Source organism: Trebonia kvetii (assembly GCF_007827045.1).
In the GTDB taxonomy this organism is placed as follows: Bacteria; Actinomycetota; Actinomycetes; order Streptosporangiales; family Streptosporangiaceae; genus Trebonia; species Trebonia kvetii.
This window is the reverse complement of sequence record NZ_RPFW01000006.1, coordinates 21638-46841: the sequence shown is the minus strand read 5'-3', so window position 1 is coordinate 46841 and position 25204 is coordinate 21638. Positions and strand designations below refer to the sequence as shown.

General features: G+C 69.7%; 27 protein-coding genes. 24 read left to right on the top strand and 3 right to left on the bottom strand.

All coding sequences use genetic code 11. The annotated features are described in order from the left end of the window. Window positions 1-20 precede the first annotated feature (20 nt). Window positions 21-383, bottom strand: a complete 363-nt coding sequence (locus EAS64_RS28785; RefSeq protein WP_145858157.1) for a DsrE family protein — start codon at window positions 381-383, stop codon at window positions 21-23. Between the two features lie 173 nt (window positions 384-556). Between EAS64_RS28785 and EAS64_RS28780 the strand changes: the two genes are divergently transcribed. The 20 genes from EAS64_RS28780 (at window position 557) to ccsB (ending at window position 20697) form a co-directional block, all read left to right on the top strand. Next, window positions 557-1159, top strand: coding sequence for a nitrobindin family protein (locus tag EAS64_RS28780; protein WP_145858156.1), 603 nt, complete (start codon window positions 557-559; stop codon window positions 1157-1159). Window positions 1160-1612: 453 nt separating this feature from the next. After that, the gene (locus EAS64_RS28775; RefSeq protein WP_145858154.1) at window positions 1613-2056 is read left to right on the top strand and encodes a Fur family transcriptional regulator; all 444 of its coding nucleotides are present in this window, start codon (window positions 1613-1615) and stop codon (window positions 2054-2056) included. Further along, on the top strand, window positions 2049-3191 hold the full coding sequence (gene ygfZ, locus EAS64_RS28770; RefSeq protein WP_145858152.1) for a CAF17-like 4Fe-4S cluster assembly/insertion protein YgfZ: 1143 nt from the start codon (window positions 2049-2051) through the stop codon (window positions 3189-3191). Before EAS64_RS28775 ends, ygfZ begins: the two co-directional genes overlap by 8 nt. A gap of 49 nt (window positions 3192-3240) precedes the next feature. Further along, window positions 3241-4035: a pyrroline-5-carboxylate reductase gene (proC, locus tag EAS64_RS28765; protein ID WP_145858149.1), complete on the top strand. Its 795-nt coding sequence runs from the start codon at window positions 3241-3243 to the stop codon at window positions 4033-4035. Between the two features lie 98 nt (window positions 4036-4133). Beyond that, window positions 4134-5291 carry an acetoin utilization protein AcuC gene (locus EAS64_RS28760; protein WP_145859056.1) on the top strand — a complete coding sequence of 386 codons (1158 nt, stop codon included), beginning with the start codon at window positions 4134-4136 and terminating at the stop codon, window positions 5289-5291. 269 nt (window positions 5292-5560) lie between these two features. After that, a complete protein-coding gene (locus EAS64_RS28755) occupies window positions 5561-5764 on the top strand; it encodes a helix-turn-helix domain-containing protein (RefSeq protein ID WP_145859055.1) in 204 nt (67 codons plus the stop codon). A gap of 336 nt (window positions 5765-6100) precedes the next feature. Further along, window positions 6101-6199, top strand: a complete 99-nt coding sequence (locus tag EAS64_RS28750; protein ID WP_018654693.1) for a 30S ribosomal protein bS22 — start codon at window positions 6101-6103, stop codon at window positions 6197-6199. Between the two features lie 293 nt (window positions 6200-6492). Continuing rightward, window positions 6493-8265, top strand: coding sequence for a putative quinol monooxygenase (locus EAS64_RS28745; RefSeq protein WP_187366249.1), 1773 nt, complete (start codon window positions 6493-6495; stop codon window positions 8263-8265). A 12-nt stretch (window positions 8266-8277) separates the two neighbouring features. Further along, window positions 8278-8517 (top strand): glutaredoxin family protein, encoded by a 240-nt coding sequence (locus tag EAS64_RS28740; protein ID WP_145858146.1) that lies wholly within the window; start codon window positions 8278-8280, stop codon window positions 8515-8517. 147 nt (window positions 8518-8664) lie between these two features. Next, window positions 8665-9399, top strand: coding sequence for a redox-sensing transcriptional repressor Rex (locus EAS64_RS28735; protein ID WP_145858144.1), 735 nt, complete (start codon window positions 8665-8667; stop codon window positions 9397-9399). Between the two features lie 11 nt (window positions 9400-9410). After that, window positions 9411-10742, top strand: coding sequence for a glutamyl-tRNA reductase (locus EAS64_RS28730; protein ID WP_145858142.1), 1332 nt, complete (start codon window positions 9411-9413; stop codon window positions 10740-10742). Window positions 10743-10849: 107 nt separating this feature from the next. Further along, entirely contained in the window at window positions 10850-11800 is a 951-nt protein-coding gene (gene hemC / locus EAS64_RS28725; protein WP_222849761.1) for a hydroxymethylbilane synthase, read from the top strand. After that, window positions 11793-13358, top strand: a complete 1566-nt coding sequence (locus EAS64_RS28720; RefSeq protein WP_246115906.1) for a bifunctional uroporphyrinogen-III C-methyltransferase/uroporphyrinogen-III synthase — start codon at window positions 11793-11795, stop codon at window positions 13356-13358. The genes hemC and EAS64_RS28720 overlap by 8 nt, the downstream gene beginning before the upstream one ends. Before the next feature lie 24 nt (window positions 13359-13382). Continuing rightward, a complete protein-coding gene (hemB, locus tag EAS64_RS28715; RefSeq protein WP_145858139.1) occupies window positions 13383-14369 on the top strand; it encodes a porphobilinogen synthase in 987 nt (328 codons plus the stop codon). A gap of 186 nt (window positions 14370-14555) precedes the next feature. After that, window positions 14556-15308 carry a bifunctional DNA primase/polymerase gene (locus EAS64_RS28710; RefSeq protein WP_145858137.1) on the top strand — a complete coding sequence of 251 codons (753 nt, stop codon included), beginning with the start codon at window positions 14556-14558 and terminating at the stop codon, window positions 15306-15308. A gap of 3 nt (window positions 15309-15311) precedes the next feature. Next, complete coding sequence (gene hemL, locus EAS64_RS28705) at window positions 15312-16613, top strand: glutamate-1-semialdehyde 2,1-aminomutase (RefSeq protein ID WP_145858135.1); 1302 nt, start codon at window positions 15312-15314, stop codon at window positions 16611-16613. Window positions 16614-16662: 49 nt separating this feature from the next. Continuing rightward, window positions 16663-17295: a histidine phosphatase family protein gene (locus EAS64_RS28700; RefSeq protein WP_145858134.1), complete on the top strand. Its 633-nt coding sequence runs from the start codon at window positions 16663-16665 to the stop codon at window positions 17293-17295. Window positions 17296-17371: 76 nt separating this feature from the next. Then, on the top strand, window positions 17372-17944 hold the full coding sequence (locus EAS64_RS28695; protein WP_145858132.1) for a TlpA family protein disulfide reductase: 573 nt from the start codon (window positions 17372-17374) through the stop codon (window positions 17942-17944). Next, the gene (gene resB / locus EAS64_RS28690) at window positions 17941-19557 is read left to right on the top strand and encodes a cytochrome c biogenesis protein ResB (RefSeq protein ID WP_246115905.1); all 1617 of its coding nucleotides are present in this window, start codon (window positions 17941-17943) and stop codon (window positions 19555-19557) included. Before EAS64_RS28695 ends, resB begins: the two co-directional genes overlap by 4 nt. A 6-nt stretch (window positions 19558-19563) precedes the next feature. Further along, complete coding sequence (gene ccsB, locus EAS64_RS28685; RefSeq protein ID WP_145858131.1) at window positions 19564-20697, top strand: c-type cytochrome biogenesis protein CcsB; 1134 nt, start codon at window positions 19564-19566, stop codon at window positions 20695-20697. A gap of 356 nt (window positions 20698-21053) precedes the next feature. On the opposite strand, the gene EAS64_RS28680 is transcribed toward ccsB, so the two are convergent. Next, window positions 21054-21482: a hypothetical protein gene (locus EAS64_RS28680; protein ID WP_145858129.1), complete on the bottom strand. Its 429-nt coding sequence runs from the start codon at window positions 21480-21482 to the stop codon at window positions 21054-21056. 569 nt (window positions 21483-22051) lie between these two features. On the opposite strand from EAS64_RS28680, the gene EAS64_RS28675 reads away from it, so the two are divergent. Together EAS64_RS28675 and EAS64_RS28670 are read left to right on the top strand one after the other, a co-directional pair. Continuing rightward, complete coding sequence (locus tag EAS64_RS28675; protein ID WP_187366248.1) at window positions 22052-22921, top strand: hypothetical protein; 870 nt, start codon at window positions 22052-22054, stop codon at window positions 22919-22921. Window positions 22922-22931: 10 nt separating this feature from the next. Beyond that, the gene (locus tag EAS64_RS28670) at window positions 22932-23189 is read left to right on the top strand and encodes a hypothetical protein (protein ID WP_145858128.1); all 258 of its coding nucleotides are present in this window, start codon (window positions 22932-22934) and stop codon (window positions 23187-23189) included. A 64-nt stretch (window positions 23190-23253) separates the two neighbouring features. On the opposite strand, the gene EAS64_RS28665 is transcribed toward EAS64_RS28670, so the two are convergent. Then, on the bottom strand, window positions 23254-23466 hold the full coding sequence (locus EAS64_RS28665) for a BldC family transcriptional regulator (RefSeq protein WP_145858127.1): 213 nt from the start codon (window positions 23464-23466) through the stop codon (window positions 23254-23256). Window positions 23467-23644: 178 nt separating this feature from the next. Here EAS64_RS28665 and EAS64_RS28660 point away from each other — a divergent pair, with 178 nt between their 5' ends. Beyond that, the gene (locus EAS64_RS28660) at window positions 23645-24712 is read left to right on the top strand and encodes a threonine ammonia-lyase (RefSeq protein ID WP_145858125.1); all 1068 of its coding nucleotides are present in this window, start codon (window positions 23645-23647) and stop codon (window positions 24710-24712) included. A gap of 4 nt (window positions 24713-24716) precedes the next feature. Beyond that, a complete protein-coding gene (locus EAS64_RS28655) occupies window positions 24717-25019 on the top strand; it encodes a DUF4229 domain-containing protein (protein WP_145858124.1) in 303 nt (100 codons plus the stop codon). The last annotated feature ends 185 nt before the right edge of the window (window positions 25020-25204 follow it).

The window sequence follows — 25204 nt, the reverse complement described above, 5'->3', positions numbered from 1 at the left end:
CGGGCGGCCGGGCAAAGCGCTCAGTAGACCAGCGCCTGGGCGTAGTCGGCGGTCACCTCGGACACGAAGGTCGCGGCGCCGGCGATCCTGACCCCCGCGATTACGTCCTGCGGGCCGATCTCCCTGCGGGCGGCGCACTGGGTGCAGATCGTCACCGTGCCGAGGGCGAGCACCGAGGCGAGCAGGTCGGCGAGCGGCGCCGCATGCGGCAGCGAGAAGTCGTCCGCCCTGCCCGGCAGCCCGAACCACGCCGCCTCGCCGGTCAGCCACAGCGAGACGGGGACCCCGCTCGCGACGGCCGTCGCGGCCACCGTGAAGGCCTGATTGCACCGTTCGGGCTCATCCTTACCCGCCGTGACCTTGATTACGAGCTTCCGCGCCACGACTAAGAACGATAGCCGCTCCTAGAGCGCGCTGCGGCGAGCGGAGCGGGCAGAACTGTTAGGCTCCCGTGCCATGCACGGGATGCTGAGCGCGGCGATCATCATTCTCGCCTACGCTTTGGTCGCCATCGCCGCCGGGTACACGGCGGTCAAGGTGATCAGGGGAGGCCCGCATGACGGATGACGGCGCGCAACGGGGCGATGAGACCCAGGCGGAGATCACGTCGTTGCCGCCGGAGCATCCCGCGATCGCGCCGCTCAGCTTCCTGCTCGGCCGCTGGAGGGGGACCGGCAAGGGCGACTACCCCACAATCAAGAGCTTCGACTTCCTGCAGGAGGTCACGTTCTCCCACATCGGCAAGCCCTACCTGATCTACACCAGCCGGAGCTGGCGGCTGGCCACGGACGACGATGGCGAGCTCAAGCGGGACGAGGCCGGTGAGCTGATCCGGGTCGAGCCGCTCGCGGTGGAGGCGGGCTTCTGGCGTCCGCAGCCCGAGGGCAAGGTGGAGGTGCTGCTCAGCCACCCCACCGGGATCACCGAGATCTACGCGGGCGAGTTCCGCAGCATGACGAGCATCGAGCTGGTCACCGACGCGGTGGCCCGGACCGCGACAGCCAAGCCGTACACGGCGGGCAAGCGCCTCTACGGCCTGGTGCCAAGCCAGGTCAGGGAGGGCGAGAAGGACCTGGCGTACGCCTTCGACATGGCGGCCATGGGCCAGCCGCTGACCCCGCACCTGTGGGCCGTGCTGCAGTGGGACTGGATCGAATAGGCGCCGCTGAGCTGCAGCACAGGGGAAATTAAAGAACCCCGGGCGACTCCGCGCGTAGGCGGGACCGACTGGACAAGGCCGGTCAACCCGGGGATCCGGTGGAAGCCCTAATTTTGCCCGCCGCCGCCCTTAGGCCGGGGTCCGCCACGCGGACCCGCACAGCGGGGACGGCAGCCTAAGCGGCAGCCACCTCGCAAGTCCTATAAGCACTCATTACCTAGGACCACCTCCTCTCCGCGTACCTCAGACGCTACGACAGCCCCCCGGGCGAGCGCAAGAGAATATTTCCCGTCATGCCGAACGGGCACGCGAAAGACGCGCACCACCAGTCACCCGTTGGCGTACCAGGCAACGCGGGAGGTTTCCGGCACGCGGGTGCGCGCCGCGGCAGGGAATCCCGCTTCGCGGCGCTGATGCGATAGCCAGCACGGCCCCGGAACTAGACTCGATCCCATGGAGCAAGCGCCGCAGCGAGACCGCAGCTGGGATGAGGAGCTCAGGTCCCGCGGCTACCGTGTGACCCCGCAGCGCCAGCTCGTGCTCGAGGCGGTCGCCTCCCTGAATCACGCGACACCGGAAGAGATCGCGGCTCGCGTTCAGCAGACCGCCAAGGGCGTCAACATCTCGACGATCTACCGGACGCTCGAACTGCTCGACAGCCTCGGGCTTGTCGCGCACACGCACCTGAACCACGGCGCGCCCACCTACCACCTAGCGACCGAGGCGGGTCACGTCCACCTCGTCTGTCAGGACTGCGGCAAGATCGACCAGGCGTCGCCTGAAGCCATCGCGCCGCTCACCGCTGCGCTCGACGACCGGCACGGGTTCGAGGTCAACGTCTCGCACCTGACCGTGTTCGGACGCTGCCAAGACTGTAGGAGCAAGACACGTGCTTGACATTGAAGGCGCCGTCGCGGCGGAGTGGCCGGACGAGGGCGTCGCGTCGCACTACGGCGACCCGGCCCGCGAGGGGCGCACGCTCAGCCAGACCCGGGTTCTCGTCGACCGGAGCAACCGGGGCGTGGTCAAGATCACCGGCCCGGACCGGCTGAGCTGGCTGCACAGCCTGACCAGCCAGTACCTGGAGCGGCTAGCACCCGGTGACACGCGTGAGGCGCTGCTGCTGTCCCCTCAGGGCCACCTCGAGCATCACCTGACGCTCACCGACGACGGCGCCGCCACCTGGATCCACGTCGAGCCGCACACCGCCAAGGCGCTGACCGAGTACCTCAACTCGATGCGCTTCATGCTCCGGGTAGAGGTCGAGGACCTGTCCGGGGTGCTGGTGGTGCAGACGCTGGCCGGACCGCTTCCGGCTGAGGGAGGAGTCATATCCCGAACGGATGCGGCCGCCTCCCTACCCGCCCCGCAGTCTTCCCCCGGGGGAGCGACCCCCCGTACCCCCCGGGACGCGCCCGATGGAACCGCGATTGTATCGGGCGCGTACGGAGACGCGGCGCCGGCCGCGATCATGACGAATCCGTTCGGTATCGACCTGATCGTCAAGCCGGAGGCGACCCGCCAGCTTGCCGCGGCCTTCCCCGTCGCGGGCATGTGGGCGTTCGAGGCGGCCCGCATCGCGGCCCGCATACCGCGGCCGGGGCTCGACACTGACCACAAGACCCTGCCGCACGAGATCGGGCTCATCGAGTCGGCCGTGCACCTGAGCAAGGGCTGCTACCGCGGTCAGGAGACCGTCGCGAGAATCCACAACCTCGGGCACCCGCCCCGCCGGCTCGTATTCCTGCACCTGGACGGCTCCATGGACCAGCTTCCCGCGCACGGCTCGCCGCTGACGCTGGCCGACGGGACTCAGGTTGGCTTCACCGGGTCGGCCGCCAGGCACTTCGAACTCGGGCCGATCGGGCTCGGGCTCGTGAAACGGTCCGTTGACGTGGCCGCCCCGTTGCTCGCCGACGGGGTCGCCGCGGCGCAGGAGGTGATCGTCCCGCCGGACGCGGGCGCCAACGTCAAGGTGACGCTGCGCAGGGACAGCCTGCCGCAGCCCCCCGCCGGCCGCAGGATGCTCTGATCGCGCGGGCCAAGCTCGCGCTGTTCCTGCGGTCTCTAGGATCTAGATCATGATCGCGATTCTCGGTACGGGAAAGATGGGCGAGGCGCTGCTGTCCGGGCTGATCAGGGCCGGGCGCCCGGCGGCGGAGCTCGCTGTGGTGGTGCGGCGGCCGCAGCGCGCCAAGGAGCTGCGCGAGGCGTACGGGGTCGAGGTGCTGACCGCGATCGAGGCCGCGGAGAAGGCCGACACGCTGGTGATCGCGGTCAAGCCGCAGGACATGGGCCGGATGCTCGACGAGATCGGTGGCCGTGTCACGCCCTCGCAGCTGGTGATCTCGATCGCGGCGGGTATCACCACGTCGTTCATCGAGCGGCGCTTTCCGGCCGAGGTGCCGGTGGTGCGGGTCATGTCGAACACCCCCGCGCTCGTCGACGAGGCGATGTCGGTCATCTCACCCGGGTCCCACGCGAGCGAGGAGCACCTGGAGCATACGGAGGAGCTTTTCGCGCCGCTCGGCTCGGTGATCCGCATACCCGAGTACCAGCAGGACGCGGCGACCGCGCTGTCAGGTTCCGGACCTGCCTACGTGTTCTACCTGGTCGAGGCGATGGTGGACGCGGGCATCCTGCTCGGCATGCCGCGCAGGACGGCACTCGAGATGGTCACCCAGACCGTCTACGGCGCGGCGACCATGCTGCGCGACTCCGGCGAGCACCCGGTGATCCTGCGCGACGCGGTGACCTCGCCGGCCGGGACGACGATCGCGGCGATCCGCGAGCTTGAGAAGCACGGGGTGCGCGCCGCGTTCCTCGCGGCCATCGAGGCGGCCAGGGACCGCGGCCGCGAACTCGGCGGTGCCTGAGGTCCCTACTCGGGCTTGCCTGGGCCGGCGATGATGACAACTGGCGAACCCTTTCCAATCTGGTGACGGTGGAGGCGTGCGTGACTGGTCCTGCGGCGGTGGTGTGGGATGACGGGCTCACGCGGTACGACTTCGGGCCCGGGCATCCGTTCGACCCGGTGCGGGTCCGGCTCACGATGGAGCTGGCCAGGTCGCTCGGGGTGCTCGCGTCCGACTCGGTGACCATGCTCACGCCGTCGCCGGCCACCGACGGCGAGCTCGAGACGGTGCACGACGGCGAGTACATCGAGGCGGTCCGCCATGCGGGCCGCTCCCTGCAGCCGAACATCCGCTTCGGGCTCGGCACCGACGACGATCCGGTCTTCGAAGGCATGCACGAGGCGGCCGCCCTGGTGGTCGGCGCGACCCTGGAGGCGGCACGGGCGGTCTGGTCGGGTACCGCGCGGCACGCGGTGAACGTCGCGGGCGGTCATCACCACGCGATGCGGGGGGCTGCCAGCGGGTTCTGCGTGTATAACGACCTCGCTGTCGCGATCAAGTGGCTGCTCGCCGCCGGGGCAGAACGGGTGGCGTACGTCGATCTCGACGTGCACCACGGAGACGGCGTACAGGCCGCGTTCTACGACGATCCCCGCGTGCTGACCATCAGCCTGCATGAGCATCCGGCGACGCTGTTCCCCGGCACCGGGCTGCCGGGGGAAACAGGGACAGGCGCCGGGGAGGGCTATGCCGTCAACGTCGCGCTGCCCGCGGGAACAGGGGACGCCGGGTGGCTGCGCGCACTCGACGCGGTGGCCGTGCCGCTGCTCCGCTCCTTCAAGCCGACGGTGCTGGTCAGCCAGCACGGCTGTGACAGCCACCGGCTCGACCCGCTGGCGCACCTGGCGCTGAGCGTCGACGGGCAGCGGCGCGCTCAGCTGATCATGCACGAACTGGCGCACGAGTTGTCCGACGGACGCTGGATCGCCACCGGAGGCGGCGGATACGCGCTGGTCCAGGTGGTGCCGAGAACCTGGACGCACCTGCTTGCGATCGCGGCGGGCACGCCGCTTGATCCGGAAATGCCGACTCCCGCGGCCTGGCGGGAACTCGCACTGTTCATGACGGGCGAAACGGCGCCGCTGACGATGACCGATGGCGCCTCGCCTGACTTTGTTTCTTTCGCCTCCGGCATGGACCCAGGCGAACCGGTGGACCGCGCCATCATGCGCACGAGGAGTGCGGTGTTTCCTTCGCACGGGCTGGCCGCGCTGTAAATTTTGCGCGGTGACCACCAGCCCTAGCGCTGTCGGCAGCCAAGATGCGCCGAAGCCATCAAGGGCTTCGTGACGTGCTTCTTTCCGTCCCTTTCACTGAATGATCTGCGGGGTCGCAAGGGGCGCGGGTCTGCTACCGACCGAAGAGTAAGAACAATGAGGCTATTAGGGGGACTTGCTCTTTTCCGTACGAGACTTACCCTGGGATACGTACGTGACTGGTGCGCTGAATCCGGTCAGGCGTGCTCGGCTTCGCGCGGAAGAGGGCAATGATGGCAAGCGAAACTCCCCTTAGCGACGTTCGATTCCTAACCGTCGCCGAAGTGGCCACGATCATGCGGGTATCGAAGATGACCGTCTATCGGCTGGTCCACTCCGGCGAACTAGAAGCCATCCGGGTCGGTCGTTCTTTCCGGGTCCCTGAGCAGGCAGTTAACCAGTACCTGCGGGCGGCCTTCGTCGGCACCGTGTAAGCTCACCCGCTGCTGAGTGCGGGTGACCGGAACCGCTCGCAGTGGCAGGCAGTGCTTATGCCGTGTGTCCCGTTTTTCGCGGGTGCCGAGGGTCGGTGTGCGGCACCCGTGGCGCCGCTGTGGCTGGTGCCGGTGGGGGTACTGGCCACGGCGGCGGCGCTTGCCGCATGATGGTAGTTGCCGGGCGAGTATCAGGGCCCTGCCGTACCGGGTACGCTTGAGGACTGCGTGAGCGGTTGGCGTTCACGTGTCTCTAGTTCGGGCGTGTGCCCAGCCTCCCGTATGGCGGTGGGTGATGGCGAGCCCGCTGCCGTTGTGCCGAGAGGATGGTGGCCCATGGGCTCAGTCATTAAGAAGCGCCGCAAGCGGATGGCGAAGAAGAAGCACCGCAAGCTGCTGAAGAAGACGCGGATCCAGCGCAGGAACAAGAAGTAGCGCTGGCATCCCCCCGGGGGACCGGCCCCCGTGCCCCAGGCCGCGCGCCTGGTGGCGAAGACCGCCGTCGTGCGAGGGCGCGCGGCGAACCGGACTTCGCGGATGTCGCGGGCGCGCTATAGGCGTGCCCGCGCTTTCGCATGCCAGCACCCCGCTCAACCCGCCGTTCGAACCTGTGGCATGCAACCGGATGCTGGTGGAAAGGCACGTATCCTGGCAACACGCCGGTCACGGCGGTCAGGTTGGCCGACAATGGTAGATGCGGGAAGCCCTGTACCGAGATCGGAGCGGATATGAGCGGCAGACGGCGACGTGGAGACGGGTGGGACGAAGGTCGCCGAGACGCGCACGATGACCGTCGTGACCCCTGGCGGGACAGCGGCGCCTATGACTGGGCTGCCGTCCGTGACCGTCAGCGCGGCGACGCCACCGATCGGCCTGGCGCATCCGCGAGCAGCGCGGCACCTGGCGGCCGCGGAACCAGGGACGGATACGGGGCGGCCGGCGGCGCGCAGGCCAGCGGGTATGAGCGGGCCGGCTACGACAACGGGCGCTACGACGCCGGCGCGGGTTACGGCGGTCAGCGCGGCGCCGCCAACGGCTACTCGACGGCCGGGTACAGCGGCAATGACTACACGGATTCCGGCTACCCGGCCGGCCGCCCGGCGGCCAGCGAGACCTACCAGGGCGCTAGCTACGGGGCCAACGGGTACGGCGCGGGCGGCTACGAGGCTACCAGTTACGACGCCACCAGCTATGACGTCGGCTACCGCGGCGCGACAGGCGCTTATGGTGCTGCGTACGGAAGGGACGCGGGCTATGGTTCGGTCGCCAATTCCGCCAATGGCGGGCCGGGATCGGGCTACGTTCCTGAATTCATGCCGGCCGGTAACGATGACGCTAACGACGGCCAGCCGGGTACTCCGCGGCCAATAGGCCGGCTTTCCATTTACACGCTGCATGACGATAAGACGGCGGAATTCGACCGGCTAGCGGAACGCGCCGCGGAAGGCGTAAAGGCGGCCGAGCCTGACACCCTGGTATTCGTCATCCATGTGGTGCCCAAGGCGCCGGCGCAGCGAATCGTCTACGAGATTTACCGGGACCGGGCCGCATTCGAAAGTCATGAGCGGCAGCCGCATATCCAGCAGTTCGCGGCGGACTGCGCCTCGTGCGTGCTCGCCACCAACATCATCGACCTGCGGCTGAAGTACGCCAAGGTCGCGGCGCTCGGCGCGATGTCGTCCGACGCGCCCGCGCCGCAGCGGGCGAGCTGGACGCCGCGGGCGCTGGAATCCGCCGCCCCCGTGGCGAGCTTCACGCCCGCCGAGGACCGGTACGCGACGGCGAATGGCCAGTACACGGCGAACGGCCACGAGCAGTACTCCCAGTCCGCCCAGTACGGTAATACCGGTAATGGAGCGTATGGGGCCGATAACAGTCAGTATGGCGGAACCGGCGCATACTCTGCCGCGGCCGGCGCTGCCAACGGCGGCTACTCGGCGTCCAATGGCGCCAGTGGTTACTCGAGTTCCAATGGCTACCCGAGTTCCAATGGTTACGCGGGTGCTAACGGGTATTCCAGCGCCAATGGCTACCAGGGTGCCAGCGGTTACTCGGGTGCCAGCGGATACGCGAACGGCAGCGGATACTCCGGCTCCGCCGCCAGTTCCAGCGGAACGGCCGGATACTCCAACGGCGCAGGCTACTCCGGCGCGGCCAGCGGCGCCACCGGGTACGCGAACGGTACGGCCGGCTACGCGAACGGCAGCGGTGCCTATGCCAACGGCAACGGCGCCTACGCGAACGGCAGCTCGTACCAGAACCCCAGTTACTCCGCCAATGGGGGCTACTCAGCCGCGGCCCAGACCGGCTACTCCGCCGCGGCCAGCGGCTACGGCACGGCGGGTTACGCCGAATCGGCAGACAGCCAGTACGCCACCGGCCGGTACCGCGAGCTGCCCAGCGGTCAGGCCGACGCCGGAGGGTACTCCGGCAGCACAGGCGCTTACCAGGACGACCGCGGCCGCACCTCCCGGGGGCAGGCTTCCGAGGGCCAGCGGTAGGAGGCGACCCGGATGACCGCTGCGCGGATCACGCTGCTCGGCCGTCCGGGCTGCCACCTGTGCGACGACGCGCGCCAGGTGATCAGCAGGGTGGCCACCGAACTCGGGGTGACCTGGGAGGAACGGGACATCACGCAGTCGGCGGACGATTTGCGTGAGTTCTGGGAGAAGATCCCCGTGACCTTCGTGGACGGGGTGCAGCACGACTTCTGGCGGGTATCTGAGGAGCGCCTTCGCGCAGCGTTGCGCTGATCCCTGGCTTGGTGACGGACTTTGTGCATTTGTTCACAAACGACGTATGGTAGATAGGTCGCGTGTCCTGCGCGCGCCATCATGACCAACGCGGACCAGGTCTTGACCCGGCTCGCAACAGCGCCGAACCGCCCTCGGGAGCGTCGCATGTCCAGTGCCGCCGAGTTCACCGACCAAGAAGCTGAGCCAGGCAACACCATCGACCGGGCCTACCCTGGCGGTATCCCTGAAGCCACGGTGGCCAGGCTTCCCGTGTACCTGCGTGCGCTCTACACGCTTGGGGAGCGGGGGGTGAGCACCGTCGCGAGCGATGAGCTCGCGAGGGCGGCAGGCGTCAACTCGGCCAAGCTCCGCAAGGACCTGAGCCACCTCGGTTCTTATGGCATCAGAGGGGTTGGCTACGACGTCGAGTACCTGGTGTACCAGGTGTCGAGGGCACTGGGACTGACGCAGCGCTGGCCCGTGGTGATCGTCGGCGCCGGTAACCTCGGCCGCGCCCTCGCGAACTACGGCGGGTTCCTCACCAGGGGTTTCCGGATCGAGGCGGTGCTCGACACCGACGCGTCGCTTCTCGGCCGCGAACTCGGCGGCGTGCTGATCAGGCACGTCAGCGAGCTTGAGCGGATCGTGACCGAGAACAGCATCGCGATCGGAGTCATCGCGGTGCCGGCCGGAGCGGCGCAGGCGATGTGCGACAGGCTGGTGGCCGCCGGGGTGACGAGCATACTTAACTTCGCTCCGTTGGTACTCAGCGTGCCTGAGGGCGTGGATGTGCGTAAGGTCGACCTATCGATTGAACTGCAGATTCTCGCCTTCCACGCGCAGCGGCGTAACGCCGAGCGCTTCGGGCAGGCAGTGGATCAGGCAGCAGCGGAAGCGTAGGCGGTAAAAGAGTGAGCGTTCTCGTCGTCGGCCTAAGCCACAAGAGCGCACCGGTCTCAGTCCTTGAGCGGGCCGCGGTCAGCGGCGACACGCTCGGCAAACTGCTGCACGATGTCGCCCGCACGCCGGACATCGCGGAGACTTTCGTCATTTCCACCTGCAACCGGGTGGAGGTCTACGCCGAGGTTGACCGCTTCCACGGCGGGGTGGCCGGGGTGTGCGAACTGCTCTCCAGGTACTCGGGAATTCCGCCGCACGAGCTGACCTCCAGCCTGTACGTGCACTATGAGGACCGCGCCGTCCAGCACCTGCTTGCCGTGTCGAGCGGCCTGGAGTCCATGGTGGTCGGCGAGGACCAGATACTCGGCCAGGTCAGGTCGGCGCTCAAGCTGGCCGGCGAGCAGGGCACGCTCGGGCGGTCGCTGCGCGATCTTGGCAGGCTGGCGCTGCGCACCGGCAAGCGGGCCCGCGCGGAGACGGGCATCGACCGGCTCGGACAGAGCCTGGTCAGCGTGGGGCTGGAACTGGCGGCGGGCACGGGGCAGTTGTCCGGTCACGGCGTTCTCATCGTCGGGGCCGGCGCGATGAGCGGGCTCGCCGTGGCCACCGTCGCGCGCTCCGGTCCCGCCTCGGTCACCATCGCGAACCGGACCAGGGCAAAGGCCGAGCGGCTTGCCTCAGGCGTGGACGGCGCCGTCGCGGACTTCGCCGACCTGCCCGCCGCGATCGCGGCGGCCGACCTGGTGATTTCCTGCACCGGCGCCGCCGGGCTGGTGATCACGGTGCCCGAGGTCAAGAAGGCGCTCGAGGCCCGGGCGCCACGCCGCCCGCTGGTCTTCCTTGACCTCGCGATGCCCCGGGACGTCGCACCCGAGGTCGCCGGCCTGCCCGGCGTCAGCCTGATCGACATGGACACCCTGCGCGGCAGCGCCGGAAGCGCGGACGCCGCCGAGGTGGCCGCGGTCCGTGCGATCGTTGAGGAAGAGTACGCGGTCTACGGGTCGGCCGTCCGCGCCGCACGGGTGACCCCGACGGTGGTGGCACTGCGGGCGAAGGCGGCAACGGTCGTGGACGCGGAACTGGCCAGGCTGGCTGGCCGGCTGGCGGAGGAGGGCGTCAGCGGTCACGCCCTGGAAGAAATGGCCCAGACGGTACGGCGAGTGGTAGACAAGCTGTTGCACGCACCCACGGTCCGGGTAAAGGAACTCGCGTCGTCACCCGACGGCGAGGAGTACGCGGCAGCACTGCGAGTGCTCTTTGATCTCGACCCGCGCACGGTGGACGCCGTTACCCGCGCGGAACTCGAATCCCCGGGGAGCATCGGCGGACCGTCGTCACCCTGACGACGACGGCCCGCTCCCGACGCCAGGGGAGGCAGGATGCAGAAGGTTCGATCTGGAGGGAAGCTGTGAACGCGGAAACGCTGCGGCTCGGCAGCCGGCGGAGCCCGATGGCGCTATCGCAATCGGGCGACGTGGCCAGGCTGCTCACCGAGCGCACCGGCCGCCGCGTCGAGATCGTGGGCGTGACCACCCTCGGGGACGTGAGCAGGGAGCAGCTGACCCAGATCGGCGGCACCGGCGTCTTCGTGAGCGCGCTGCGCGAATCCCTGCTGCGCGGCGAGGTGGATTTCGCGGTGCACTCGCTCAAGGACCTGCCGACGGGTGCCGCGGAGGGCATCACCCTCGCGGCGGTACCGCCGCGCGATGACCCGCGTGACGCGCTCGTGGCGCGCGAGGGCGCCAAGCTCGCCGATCTGCCCGCGGGCGCGCGGATCGGCACCGGATCGCCGCGTCGCGCCGCTCAGCTCGCCCTGCTCCGCTCCGACGTCACCGCCGTGCCGATCAGAGGCAACGCGAACACCCGGCTCGCCAAGGTGCGGGACGGCGAGCTCGACGCCGTGGTGCTCGCCTACGCGGGTCTCGCCAGGATCGGGCACACCGACCTGGTGAGCGAGATCTTCGAGCCCGAGGACATGGTCCCCGCGCCTGGGCAGGGCGCGCTCGCCGTCGAGTGCAGGACCGACGACACCGAGCTCGCCGAGCTGCTCGCGACGATCGACCATCCGGCCACCAGGGCCGCGGTGACGGCGGAGCGCAGCCTGCTCGCCGCTCTCGAGGCGGGGTGCAGCGCGCCGGTCGGCGGCTACGCGACCGGGGTGGCCGGCACGGAGCGGCTGCACCTGTCCGGGGTGGTGCTTGGCGTCCGTGCAACAAGTTTCCAGCCTGGCGTACTGGACGTGGGGCCGGCGGCCGGCAGAATGGTGGTACGGGAACGCGGCGAAGCGGACGCGGCGGATGCGATTCGCCTGGGGTACGAGCTTGCGGCACGAATGCTGGCGCTCGGCGCCGCGGACTTGATGCGCGGGGAGAACAGCGACAGGAATGATGCGCATGATTGACATGGAAGGCTGGGTCGCGTTCGTCGGAGCGGGTCCCGGTGACGAGGGGCTGCTGACCATGCGCGCCGCCCGGCTGCTTGGCGCGGCGGGGCTGGTCGTCGCCGAGGCCGAGGTGGCGGAGCGGGTACGCGGGCTGCTCGCGCCCGAGGTGCGGGTAAGCGAGCCCACGGACGTGGTGGACACGGCGAGGATCCTGGTCCAGGCGGCGAGGGACGGACTGTTCGCGGTGCGGCTGTTCGCCGGCGATCCGCTGATCGCCGGCGGCGCGGCCGAGGTGCAGGCCGTCGCCAAGGCACAGGTGCGCTTCGAGATCGTCCCCGGGGTGCCCGCGGCCACCGGCGTCCCCGCCTACGCGGGGATAGCCCTGCCCGCCGACGGGACCGGCGAGCTGCGGATCGTGCATGCCAACGAGGTGAGCCAGGTCGGCTACGGCCCGGGCACGCTCGTGGTGCTCGGGGCCGAGACCGCCCCTGCCGACCTGGGCAAGATGCTGATAGCGGCGGGCTGGCCTGACTCCACCCCGTTCGCGATCACCTGGGACGGCACCACCACCGAACAGCAGACCGTGGTCACCACGCTGGGCAGGATCGGTCCGGACCTCAAGGCCGCGGGCATCACCGTCGCGACCACCCGCGGCGGCGCCGTCGCCGTGGTGGGCGACGTGGCGGCGGCGAAGAACCGGATGTCCTGGTACGAGACCAAGCCGCTATTCGGCTGGCGGGTGCTTGTGCCGCGGACCAGGGAGCAGGCATCGGTCGTCTCCGAGCGGCTGCGCGAGTACGGCGCGGTGCCAGAAGAGGTGCCGACGATCGCGGTCGAGCCGCCGCGCACACCGCAGCAGATGGAGCGCGCGGTGAAGGGCCTGGTCACGGGCCGCTACCAGTGGGTGGCGTTCACCTCGACCAACGCGGTCAAGGCGGTGCGGGAGAAGCTCGAGGAGTACGGCCTCGACGCCCGTGCCTTCGCCGGCGTCAAGGTAGCGGCGGTCGGCGAGCAGACGACCGCGGCCCTGGTCGAGTTCGGCATCAGGCCCGACCTGGTGCCGGACGGCCAGCAGTCCGCCGAGGGCCTCGCGGACGCGTGGCCGCCCTACGACGACGTGCTCGACCCGATCAACCGGGTGCTGCTGCCGCGGGCGGACATCGCGACGGAGACCTTGGTCGCCAGGCTGACCGATCTGGGCTGGGAGGCGGAGGACGTGACCGCCTACCGGACGGTGCGCGCCGCGCCGCCGCCCGCCCCCATCAGGGAAGCCATCAAGGGCGGCGGGTTCGATGCCGTCCTGTTCACCTCGTCGTCTACCGTGCGCAACCTCGTCGGCATCGCCGGCAAGCCGCACGCGGTGACCGTGATCGGCGTGATCGGCCCGCAGACGGAGAGCACGGCGACGGAGTTCGGCCTCCGGGTGGACGTTACGGCCGGCAGGCCGTCGGTCACCGCCCTGGTGGACGCGCTCGCCGCCTTCGGCGCCGCGCAGCGCGACGCGGCCATCGCGGCAGGCGAGCCGCTGCGCCGTCCGAGCGAGCGCCGCCGGGGCGGCCGTCGCCGCCTGCGCTAACCGTTACTAGGACAGGAGACGTTCGTGAGCGCTGGGTTTCCTGAGGTTAGGGCGCGGCGGCTGCGCGGGACCGCGGCGCTGCGGTCCATGGTGGCCGAGACCGCGCTCCGCCCGGCCGAACTCGTGCTTCCCGTGTTCATCAAGGAAGGCATCGCCGACCCGCAGCCGATCAGCTCCATGCCAGGGGTTGTCCAGCACACCCGCGACAGCCTGCGCAAGGCGGCCGCCGAGGCCGCCGAGGCAGGCGTGGGCGGCATCATCGTGTTCGGCGTGCCAGCGGACAAGGACGCCCAGGGCAGCGCGGCGGACGATCCTGAGGGCATCTCCCAGCTGGCCATCGCCGACATCAGGGCCGAGGTGGGCGACGGCCTCGTCGTCCTTGCCGATCTTTGCCTGTGCGAGTACACCGACCACGGGCACTGCGGCATCGTCACCCCCGGCGGTAGCGTGGACAACGACTCGACGCTTGAGCGGTACGCGTCGACCGCCATCGCGCAGGCGCGGGCGGGCGCCCACATGGTGGCGCCCAGCGGGATGATGGACGGCCAGGTCGGCGCCATCAGGAAGGCGCTCGACGGTGCGGGCTTCCGCGACGTCCCGATTTGCGCCTACTCGGCCAAGTACGCATCCGCGTTCTACGGGCCGTTCCGCGAAGCTGCCGAGGGAGCGCCGCGCTTCGGCGACCGCGCCACCCATCAGCAGGACCCGGCCAACGCGCGCGAGGCGCTCAGGGAGGTCGAACTCGACCTGGCAGAGGGCGCGGACATGGTGATGATCAAGCCGGCGCTCAGCTACCTGGACATCATCAGGCGGGTGGCGGACACCGTACGGGTCCCTGTCGCCGCCTACCAGGTCAGCGGCGAGTTCGCGATGCTCGAGGCGGCCGCCGCCAACGGCTGGCTGGACAGGGACAAGGCGATCATGGAGACGCTGACGTCGATCCGCCGCGCGGGCGCCAGCGTGATCCTCACCTACTGGGCCACCGAGGTGGCGCGCCGTCTCCGCGCCTGAGCATTGTGCCATCGGGCGCTCAGCAAGTGGCGCGAGTCACGGCCATCCGCGCCGAACAGGGTGGTGGGCGGCGGTACCATTTTCGCAATCCCATGAACCGTCCGGCGGACGCTTTGGCATTTACCTAGGGATGACGGGTCCGCCGGGCAGGGATGGTTGCGAACCACTAGGGGATGGCGGGGCCTGATGGTGACGATGATGCGGCGACGCGGCCGTCGGCGGGTGGCGGGGCGGCCGCCTGCGCTCGGCGCGGCGGCACTTGAATATGCCGCGCTCGGCTGGCCGGTATGTCAGGGGGCGAGTCCAAGCGGGGGGCTTGACGGCGTCGGGCTATCAGAGCCGGGCCGTGCGTGCTCTTGCGACAGGGTCGGCTGCCCGGCACCGGGAGCGCATCCGGTATCACCGACCTGGCAGATGCAGGCGACCGCGGACAGCGCGGTCATCGGACAGTGGTGGGAAACCCGTCCGGAGGCGAATGTGATTCTCGCCACCGGACGGGTTTTTGATGTTCTGGACGTGCCCGCGGTCGGCGGTGCGAAGGCGCTCGCGCGGATGGCCGCCGCCAGCGTGGCAACCGGGCCGGTCTCTGTGCTGCTGTCCGCCGCGGGGTCGAACCCGCGCACGGCCCGTGGCATGGCGGACGCGCGTGCGGGCGCGCCTGGCATGCGGAGCACGGACCGGATGCACTTCTACGTCCTGACCAGGGGCGCGCCAGCCGACGAGGACGAATGGTGGTCGTGCGGCCTGGACGCCTCGCCCGACCTCGGAGAGGGCGAGTCGCTGCGCTGGCACACCAGGGACAGCTTCGTGCTCGCGCCGCCGTCCAGGTACGGGACAGGCCAGGACGTACGCTGGGTCCGCGAGCCGGCCGGCCGGACGCTGCCCGACGGACTGCGGCTGCTTGAATACCTGGTCGACGCGTGCGAGGAAGAAGGCTAACCAGTGACCAAGGATCGATCAGGCGAGTTGTTCGACCGTGCCGTTACGGTGACCCCGGGGGGCGTGAACTCCCCAGTCCGCGCCTTCGGTCCGGTCGGCGGCGTACCCAGGTTCATCGACAGGGCCGCCGGGCCGTACCTGTTCGACGTGGACGGACGAAAGTACGTCGACCTGATCTGTTCCTGGGGGCCGATGATCCTCGGCCACGGGCACCCGGCGGTCACCGACGCGGTCTCCGCCGCGCTCGCGCGCGGCACCTCGTTCGGCGCCGCGACGCCTGGCGAGGTCGACCTGGCCGCGGAGATCATCGCGCGGGCCCCGGTGGAGCAGGTGCGGCTGGTCAACTCGGGCACCGAGGCGACGATGAGCGCGCTCCGGCTGGCCCGCGGCTACACCGGCCGGGCCATCGTGGTGAAGTTCGCCGGCTGCTACCACGGGCACGTGGACGCGCTGCTTGTGGCGGCCGGCTCGGGCGTCGCCACACTCGGCCTTCCCGACACGCCTGGCGTGACGGGTGCCTCCGCCGCCGACACAGTGGTGCTCCCGTACAACGACGCGGACGCGGTGCGGGCGCTGTTCGCGGCGCGCGGCGACGAGATCGCTTGCGTGATCACCGAGGCCTGCCCGGCCAACATGGGCGTCGTGCCGCCCGCGGCCGGGTTCAACGAGCTGCTGCGGTCGCTGTGCGACGCGTCGGGCGCCCTGCTGATCATGGACGAGGTGCTCACCGGTTTCCGTGTCACCGGCCAGGGCTGGTACGGGCTCGACGGCGTGCGCGGCGACCTGGTGACGTTCGGGAAGGTAATGGGCGGCGGCCTGCCGTGCGCGGCGTTCGGCGGACGGGCGGAGATCATGTCGCGGCTCGCGCCGGTCGGCCCGGTTTACCAGGCGGGCACGCTGTCGGGTAACCCGCTCGCCACCGCGGCGGGCCTGGCCACGCTGCGCGCCTGCACCCCAGCGGTGTACGCGACCGTGGATGCCTTCGCCGACGCCCTTGGCGCGCTGGTCTCCGCCGTCCTTGAGAAGGAGGGCGTGCCGCACTACCGGTCCACGGCGGGCAGCCTGTTCACCATCTTCCTCGGCCGAACCGAGCCGGTGCGGAACTTCGCCGACGCCAAGGACCAGTCCACCGTCGCCTACTCAGCCTTCTTCCACGCGATGCTCGACGGCGGCGTCTACCTTCCGCCGTCGGCCTTCGAGGCCTGGTTCGTCTCCGCCGCCCACGACGATGAGGCGCTGTCCCGGGTCGCGGACGCCGTTCCCGCCGCCGCCCGTGCCGCCGCGCAGGCCCTGCGCGCGAGCTGAGCCGCCCCCGGGGTGGGCAGGCAGCGGAAGCCGGTAGGCTGACCTCGCCATGGCTGAGATCACTGTCGTTCACCTGCTACGGCACGGTGAAGTGCATAACCCAAAGCACGTCCTGTACGGGCGGCTGCCCGGCTACCACCTGTCCGCCAACGGGCGGATGATGGCCGTCGCCGCGGCCGACTATTTCGAGGGCCGCCCGGTGGCGGCAGTCTTCGCATCCCCGCTTGAGCGGGCGCAGGAGACCGCGCAGCCGGTGGCCGACCGCCTTGGCCTGCCGATCACCACCGACGACAGGCTCATCGAGTCGGGCAACGTGCTCGAGGGCAAGTCCGTCAGCCTGGCCAGCCTCGCGGTGAACCCGCTCAACTGGAAGTACCTGTGGAACCCGTTCACGCCGTCCTGGGGCGAGCGCTACACCGAGGTCGCGGCGCGGGTGCGGCAGGTCGTCGACAGGGCGCGGGACGCGGCTCGCGGTCAGGAGGCGGTGTGCGTCAGCCACCAGCTCCCGATCTGGGTCAGCCGCCTCGCCGCCGAGCACCGGCGGCTCTGGCACAACCCCAACAGCCGTGAGTGCGCCCTCGGTTCCGTCACCAGCTTCAGCTTCGACGGAGACGAGCTCACCGGCGTTTCATATGCCGTCCCGCCCCGGCGACCCGTCACCGATCCGGATAGGGCACAATAGGTGAGTACTACTTCCTGTAGGAGTGGATCACGAGGGGTCGTCCCTCCGGAAGTCAATCGCCCGTAAGGAACCGCTGGTGTTCAGAGCCAAGCGCCGGATGGTCGTCATCGCGACGGCTGTGCTCGCCGTGCTGCTTGCCGGGGGTCTCGCGATCGGGCTGCTTTCCCAGGAGAAGGGCAACGCGAGCGCCGACGGCATCATCGCGTACCAGGCTGGGCAGCGGCCGGCCGCGCCGGAATTCACGGGCACCTCGCTGACCGGGACCACGATCAGGCTGTCCAGCTACCTAGGGAAGACCGTGGTGCTCAACTTCTGGGGATCGTGGTGTCCGCCGTGCCGTGACGAGGCGCCGACGCTGGAAGTGCTCGCCCAGCAGTACGGCAAGCAGGGAGTGGCGTTCCTGGGCGACGACGTGCACGACTCCCCGGCGAACGCGCTGGCTTTCACGCAGCGGCTGCGCATCTCCTACCCGAGCATCAATGACCCCGGTTACCTTGTCGTACAGCAGTTCTCCCAGGTCGCGCCGGTGAGCGACACCCCCACCACGGTCGTTATCGACAAGACGGGACACGTCGCAGGGCTGATACTCGGCGCGGTCAGCTACAGCCAGCTGACGACGCTCCTGCGCGATGCGGCGGTGACACAGTGACAGACGTACGCACCCCGTCGTCGGAGCCCCGGTCACCGCAGGTGACGGCCGATGGCGGCGAACCGCAGGACTCGCCGGCGGCGAACGCCGGGTGGCTGCGCTGGGGATGGCGGCAGCTCACCTCCATGCGCACAGCACTGATCCTGCTGTTCCTGCTCGCCCTCGGCTCGATCCCCGGGTCCGTGCTGCCGCAGCAGGGCGCCGATCCGTCCGCCGTGCAGCAGTACTACGCCGCGCATCCAGGTCTCGCGCCCTGGCTGAACCACCTAGGGCTGTTCAACGTGTTCGCCGCGCCCTGGTTCGCGGCGATCTACCTGCTGCTCTTCACGTCGCTCGTCGGGTGCGTGGTGCCGAGGACGTTCAAGCTCGCCGGGGCGGCGCGCACGCCGCCGCCGCGCGCGCCGCGGAACCTGGCGCGGCTGCCGCACTCGTCGACATACACGTCCGCACTGCCGTCGCAGGATGCGGTCGAGGGCGCGGCCTCGGTGCTCGGCGGGCAGCGGTTCCGGCTGCGGCGGTCTGAGGCGGGCGGCTCGGAGCACTGGGTGTCGGCGGAGAAGGGTTACCTGCGCGAGGCGGGGAACCTGCTGTTCCACCTGTCGCTGCTCGGCGTGCTCGTCTCGATCGCGGCCGGCGGCCTGTTCGGCTACAAGGCGGACAAGCTGCTCGTGGAGGGTCAGCCGGCGTTCGCCGACACGGTCTCCGCGCTCGACGAATTCCACCCCGGGCGGCTTGTCTCCGGTTCTGATCTCGCGCCCTTCTCGCTAGCACTCAACAAGTTCACGGCCACCTACCTCACCTCGGGGGAATCGCGCGGGCAGCCCGCGGACTTCAACGCGAACGTCACCTACACGTCATCGCCCGGCGCCAAGCCGGCCAGCTACAACATCCGGATCAACGACCCGCTCCCCGTGGACGGGGCGAAGGTCTACCTGATCGGTCACGGGTACGCGCCGGAGTTCAAGGTGACCGGGGCCGACGGCACAGTGGCCTACGACGAGGCGACCCCGTTCATCCCGGCCAACACCGGCACCTTCCTGTCGGACGGCGTGATCAAGGCACCGGACGCCTCGCTCGGCTTCATGGGCGTGTTCGTGCCGACCGCGATTTCGGTGGGCGGGACGCTCGAGTCGATCTTCCCCGCCGCCGACAACCCAGCCGTGTCGCTGATCGGCTACTCCGGGAACCTGGGGATGAACTCCGGGGTGCCGCAGTCGGTCTACCAGCTTGACACAACCGGGATGACGAAGCTCTCCGGGTCGCCGCACCTGCTTCAGCCCGGCCAGACGTGGCAGCTGCCCGGGGGCAAGGGGTCGATCACCTTCGTGGGCGTCAAGCAGTGGGTGTCGATCGCGATCACCTATGACCCGGGTCAGGTGCCCGCGCTCGTCTGTGGAATCCTGGCGCTTGCCGGGCTGCTGCTTTCGTTCTTCGTGCGACGTCGCCGGGTGTTCGTGCGGGCGGTGCCCGCGGAGTCGGGCACCGGGTCCGTCGTTACGGTCGGCGGGCTCACCAGATCCGACGCCAGCGGCGGATTTGAGGAAGAGTTCGCCGAGCTGGCGGCGGAGATCGCAGCCGCGGAATCCGGCAAACACCCTGAAGAGGGAGCGTGACGTTTCATGCCCGTCAATCTTGGCTTCGCGCACGCGAGCAATGCCTTCCTGATCGCCGCGCTGCTGATTTACTCGCTCGCGGTGCTCGCCTTCGCCGGTGACTACGCCTTCGGCAGGCCCCGTCGCGCGGCCAGCGCGACCGGCGTCCGCGCCCCGGCGCGCGCCGGCGCCAGGCTCGCGACAGTCGGCGCCGGACAGGCCCCCGCCGGGCTCGACACAGCCGGGCTCGACACCAGCGGGCCGAATACCGACGGCACTACGGCCGACGGTGCGGCCGGCCCGGGCGACGGCGGATCCGGCATCGTAACTCCCGCGGCGCCGGCGCGGTCCCTGCCGGTTCCCCCGACGGGCGCCTTCCGTGCCATGTGGGCGGCCGGAACCTGGGTCCGCGCCGCCGCGGTGCTAAGCGCCGTCGGCATGCTGGCGCACCTGGCCGCGGTGGTCACCCGCGGGCTCGCGGTGCATCGCGCGCCATGGGGCAACATGTACGAGTTCATCACCGCCCTGACCTGCGTTGCCGCGATCTTCTTCGGCTACATCGTGCTCCGCTACCGTGCCTGGACGCTCGGCGTGTTCGTGATGGGCGCCGTCGTGCTCTCGCTCGGCCTGGCCGAGACGCTCATTTACACGCCGGCGGGCCCGCTGGTTCCCGCGCTGCAGTCCTACTGGCTTTCCATCCACGTCACCGCGATGACGCTCGCGACCGGCATCTTCTTCGTGGCGGCCGTGCTCGGGATCATGTACCTGATAGCCGAGCGCTACCGGAAGCGGGTCGAGGCAGGCAAGGCGCAGCCGGGTAACGGGCTCATCGCCAGGATCCCGTCGGCGCAGACCCTGGACAAGCTGACCTACCGGACCGTGGTCTTCGGCTTCCCGGTGTGGACCTTCGGCGTCATCGCCGGCGCCATCTGGGCCGACCAGGCGTGGGGCAGGTACTGGGGCTGGGACCCGGTCGAGACCTGGGCGTTCATCACCTGGGTTATCTACGCGGCCTACCTGCACGCACGGGCCACGGCCGGCTGGCGGGGCGCCCGCGCGCACTACATCCAGCTGCTCGGCTTCGCCAGCCTGGTGACCAACATGCTCGTGGTGCAGGTGTTCATCACCGGCATGCACTCCTACGCCGGCGTCAGCGGATAAATCCAAAGTCGTTGTCCGGAACGGGAGCGGCTGACTCTGCTCCCCCCGGGTTGCGCCCCTGCCCGGTTACCACCCAGATCACAGGCCCCGCGGGCCCGCCCGTGTCGCACCGGCGGCGTTGATGACGGAAATTCGGATTACAACGGAAACTTTTCCCCCGAATCGGGTTCTTTATTTCCAATCAGGAGAAGAGTTTCCGTGATCATTGGTCCGCTTGGTCGTCGAAGATCAATATCCGCGCGAGCGGCCCGGAGGGGGCGGGGCCCTGTGGGGGGCGTGAGCTACCTGGAGGCGCCGGGGTGCCGGGAGGCGTGAGGCGTGAGGCGCAGGGGCGACGATGCCGGGGGTCGGGGCGGCTATTCGGAGCGGCGGATGCGCTCGGCTAGCTGAGCTAGGAACTCGGGGTCGTCGTCGGGGCCAATGGGGACGGCTCCGTAGGGGTTGTCCGCGTTCTTGGACCGGCTGGCGGGGTGACGCGCCAGGGCGGCCGCCTCGGCCTCGGCCGTGGCGGCGGACCGGGGCGGGTACCACAGGATGTTGCCGTCGTCGTAGCCGGCGAACGCCGGGTGGCCTGCCGAGTTCAGCGCCCAGTGGCTGGTGCGCCACGGCCGGCGGGAGATCATCCAGGCGATGGCGCCCACGATGAATGTCGCGCCGATGATGAGGATCCAGGCCCGCTTGGACAGCCCATAGAACGACCTGGCAGGGGTCAGTGCGGCATCGGTCAGGCAGTACAGCCAGCAACCTGCCAGGAAAAGGACAAACAGGACACCTGACAGAAACATGGCGAAAGCCTAACGGGCGGGTTGCCGCCTCGTAACCGGAATGCCTATCTTTCCCCACCCGCATATTTGATAGCGGTCTGTCACTCGGGGTGACGTCCAGGACGATTCGGAATATTCTGGGCCTTGGACGAGGAACAGGGAGTCCCAGGATGCGGCTACGCCTAATGGAGCGGCTAGGCCGCCTCGTCGGCTGGCGTTTCGGTTCGCAGCGTGACGCCAAGGGCCGCGGGGACCCCAGGGTCGCGGTAACGGACGCCGGCGGCAGGCATCGCAGGAATCCCGGCCCTGCTCAGCCGGCGGGCAGAGGCGCCGCGGCGACGGCCGTGCACGAGACGCCGCTACCGCCCCTGCAGCCCCCGGCCGGCCTGCCGAAACGGTCCCCGAGGGCTACCGGGCCTATTCCGCGGTCACCAGCCATCCAGCCCAACGGCGCGGCCATGCCGCCGATGCCGAGGAACTACACACCCCGCGGCGGCGGAAGCGGTGGCGGTGCTGGCCGAGGCGGTGCTGGCGGAGGCGGGGGCATCGGGCGGGCCAGAATCAGGGAGGCGCCGTTCGGTGCGGCGCCCGTGGAGACGGCGACCCGCCCGCAACAGGGCCAGGACGCCGCCGCTGCCGCGCGGCCTGCCGAGGCGGCGCCCAGGCAGCCCTGGTACCAGGTTGTCGGCGGTCCGCCCGCGGCCCGCGAGGTCAGCGGCCAGCCCGGGCTGGCCGCTGTGGGACAGCAGAGCATGGGACAGCAGAGCGTGGGACAACGGAGCGCGGGAGCAGGCCCTGCGGCCGACCCCCGCGCGCTGCTGCCGCTCGCCCGGCCGCACGCGCCGGGCCTGCGCGACATGGGCGACGGCCGGCGCAACTGCGGCCCTCTCGAACGGATCCTGTGGCGGCAATGGGATGCGGCGGCGACCGCGCCGCCCCCGCAGGTCGTCGAGGCGATCGACCGGCTCGCGGAATTCCCTAGGCAGCTGCAGGAGAAGCTGGCCGCCGGGCTTGACGGCATCTACGTGGGGGCGGGCGGCGTGCCCGACCTTGACCACCTGACCGCGCTGCACGGCGTGCCGCTCCCGTCGGGCAAGGCGACCTGGGACGCCTGCGCGGGTGCGTACGGGGAGCGCAAGATCGTGGTGGGCACCCGGCCGTCGCCCACGCCAGACGTGATGTGCCACGAGGTCGGGCACGCGCTCGACGACCTGGACAGCCCGCCAGGAAAATGGCAATCAGACTCAGCCGAGTTCAGGCTCATCTATGATCAATGTCAGCCATATATCGCGAGTGACTTCCATCGTCAGCACGGCGGTCTCGGGCGGAAGGAGTTTTTCGCCGACTCCTTCGCCGCGATCGCGTCAGCGCAGCGGCCCGCGCTGGTCGACATGCTGAGCGGTAACACCCGGACCGCGCTCCGGGTGATGCTCTACTTCAACAGGCGTTATGGCATCTAGGTGAGCTGCGATGTTCGTCATACGACTACCGAACGGAAACCTGCAGGTTCCGCAGACCGCCGTGCGCTCCGGAGACGGGCGGCTCATCGGCGATGTCTACGTGGAGATCGGTCCGGACGACAGCGACTACGAGCGGCTGTCGGCGCAGGCCCTCACCCTCGACGAGATCGAGGAGCGCAAGGGCCAGTGGCGCGCCGGAGACGCAGCGTTGCTGCGTGAGTTCCAGGAGTTCGCCAGGCTCGTCGGCGACGACCCGTTCCCGTCCTGAGCGCACAACTCGCTGACCGGACAGGCCCCGGGTAAAGGCCTGCCCGGTTCACGGGCCTGACGAGCTAGGAGGCGGCGGGGTGCCCCTCGGGTGCTGCCTCACTGTCGCCGCGCAGCAGGGCGCGTACCTCAGATTCCCGGAAGCGTCTGTGGCCGCCGGGCGTGCGAATGCTGGTGATGCGACCGGACGCGGCCCAGCGGGTCACGGTCTTCGGATCCACTCGGAACAGGGCGGCTACTTCCCCGGGGGTGAGCAGCCGCTCATTGTTGCCGTCCACGTTCCATCTCCTCGTAATCGATCGGAGTATGCACCTAGTTTGGCGACAAACGGGTACTTTCTGCCCAGATTTCGGGAAATTAGGTGCGCGATTCGACGATTGCCCTGGGTGACCCGTGAGTAGTGCCGGGACGGCATGTGGCGGTGCCGATGTCCGGTCTGGCGTTAGGGTATCGGTGATGACTGACCTTGTGACAATTGATGACATACGTGCCGCGGCGGTACGGCTGAACGATGCGGTCGTGCGCACGCCGCTTGTGCCGTTCGCCGCGGGCGCCCCGCTGGCCGGAGGGCGATCCCTGCTGGTCAAGCCGGAGTCGCTGCAGCCGACGGGCGCGTTCAAGCTGCGCGGCGCCTACAACGCCGTCTACGCGGTCACGCGCGATCTGGACTCCTGCGCCAAGCCCGACGGAGTCGTCGCGCACTCAAGCGGCAACCACGGCTACGCCGTGGGGTATGCGGCGCGCCTGCTCGGCATCCGCGCCGCGATCGTAGTGCCGGAGAACGCGCCCGCGGTCAAGACGGACGCGATCGCGTCGACGGGCGCCGAACTGGTCCGTGTCGAGCCCACGCTCGCCGCCAGGATCGCGGCTACCGAGGAGATCGCCAGGGTCAGGGGCTACCACCCGGTCCCGCCGTTCGACAGCCGTGACGTGATCGCCGGCCAGGGCACGATCGGCCTGGAGATCGCCGACGACTTCGCCGCGGGACGGGCCGCCGGCATGCCGCACCAGTCACCGGCCGCCGTCCTCGTCCCGGTCAGCGGCGGCGGCCTCATCTCCGGCATCGCGACCGCTCTCAAGGCCCTGCTGCCCGGCGTCAGGGTCATCGGGGTCGAGCCGGAACTTGCCGCGGACGCACGCGATTCGCTCCGCGCGGGCGCCCGCGTCGCGTGGACGCCCGCGCAGACCGCGCGCACGCGGGCCGACGCGCTGCGCGTGGAGGAGGTCGGCGAGCTGACCTTCCCGCACATGCAGGCGTACGTCGATGACATCGTCACGGTCTCGGAGGACGAGATGCTCGACGCGGTCCGCCGGCTCGCGCTGCAGGCACGGCTGATCGCCGAGCCGGGCGGCGCGGCAGCGGTCGCCGCCGCGCTGTACCGCGATCCGGCCGAGCTCGGGCTGCCCGCAGCGGTGACAACCGCAGGCGAAACATCGGCACCGCTGGTCGCGGTGCTGTCCGGCGGCAACATTGACCCCACCCTGCTGGCCGAGATCCTCCGGACCGAGTCCTACACTGGGTAGGGCTATGAAGACCAGAACCTGGCCGAGCATCCTCGCCTACACGTCCGCGCGCATCCTGATCTTCGGGTGCGCCGTGATCCTGCTGTACGTGGCCGGGGCACGCGGAGTTCTGCTCCTCTTCCTTGGCCTGGTAATCAGCGCCCTGGCCAGCTACATCCTGCTGAACAGGCAGCGCCAGCTGATCGCGGACAAGCTGAACGGCCGCATCGGCCGAGTCGGCGCAAAGGCAACGGCGAAGGCCGCCGAGTTTCGCGAGCGCCTCGAAGAGGGCACCAAGGCCGAGGACGAGGAAGAAGCCGTCCGCTAGGCGCAACCCGGCATGTGGGGTCCGGCCAGGCGCATCCTTTCGCTCTGTGAGCTGCGTCCATGCAGTACCGCGGCTTGTGATGCCAGGCTTCGCTCGTACCTATACGCTTTCCCGAAGCAGGTCATCGGGTACTTAAGGCATTTCGGAGGGGCAGATGCCAGCAATTCTCACCAATCCAGTCGTCA

Bases quoted from the DNA above. Each gene is read 5' to 3' on its own strand.
- ccsB (WP_145858131.1), top strand. From the start codon at position 19,564: ATGCCCGTCAATCTTGGCTTCGCGCACGCGAGCAATGCCTTCCTGATC.
- EAS64_RS28660 (WP_145858125.1), top strand. From the start codon at position 23,645: ATGACTGACCTTGTGACAATTGATGACATACGTGCCGCGGCGGTACGG.
- EAS64_RS28670 (WP_145858128.1), top strand. From the start codon at position 22,932: ATGTTCGTCATACGACTACCGAACGGAAACCTGCAGGTTCCGCAGACC.
- EAS64_RS28775 (WP_145858154.1), top strand. From the start codon at position 1,613: ATGGAGCAAGCGCCGCAGCGAGACCGCAGCTGGGATGAGGAGCTCAGG.
- EAS64_RS28720 (WP_246115906.1), top strand. From the start codon at position 11,793: ATGATTGACATGGAAGGCTGGGTCGCGTTCGTCGGAGCGGGTCCCGGT.
- EAS64_RS28750 (WP_018654693.1), top strand. From the start codon at position 6,101: ATGGGCTCAGTCATTAAGAAGCGCCGCAAGCGGATGGCGAAGAAGAAG.
- EAS64_RS28735 (WP_145858144.1), top strand. From the start codon at position 8,665: ATGTCCAGTGCCGCCGAGTTCACCGACCAAGAAGCTGAGCCAGGCAAC.
- hemC (WP_222849761.1), top strand. From the start codon at position 10,850: ATGGCGCTATCGCAATCGGGCGACGTGGCCAGGCTGCTCACCGAGCGC.
- EAS64_RS28755 (WP_145859055.1), top strand. From the start codon at position 5,561: ATGATGGCAAGCGAAACTCCCCTTAGCGACGTTCGATTCCTAACCGTC.
- proC (WP_145858149.1), top strand. From the start codon at position 3,241: ATGATCGCGATTCTCGGTACGGGAAAGATGGGCGAGGCGCTGCTGTCC.
- EAS64_RS28680 (WP_145858129.1), bottom strand. From the start codon at position 21,482: ATGTTTCTGTCAGGTGTCCTGTTTGTCCTTTTCCTGGCAGGTTGCTGG.
- EAS64_RS28655 (WP_145858124.1), top strand. From the start codon at position 24,717: ATGAAGACCAGAACCTGGCCGAGCATCCTCGCCTACACGTCCGCGCGC.
- EAS64_RS28710 (WP_145858137.1), top strand. From the start codon at position 14,556: ATGGTGACGATGATGCGGCGACGCGGCCGTCGGCGGGTGGCGGGGCGG.
- EAS64_RS28745 (WP_187366249.1), top strand. From the start codon at position 6,493: ATGAGCGGCAGACGGCGACGTGGAGACGGGTGGGACGAAGGTCGCCGA.
- EAS64_RS28780 (WP_145858156.1), top strand. From the start codon at position 557: ATGACGGATGACGGCGCGCAACGGGGCGATGAGACCCAGGCGGAGATC.
- EAS64_RS28740 (WP_145858146.1), top strand. From the start codon at position 8,278: ATGACCGCTGCGCGGATCACGCTGCTCGGCCGTCCGGGCTGCCACCTG.
- EAS64_RS28700 (WP_145858134.1), top strand. From the start codon at position 16,663: ATGGCTGAGATCACTGTCGTTCACCTGCTACGGCACGGTGAAGTGCAT.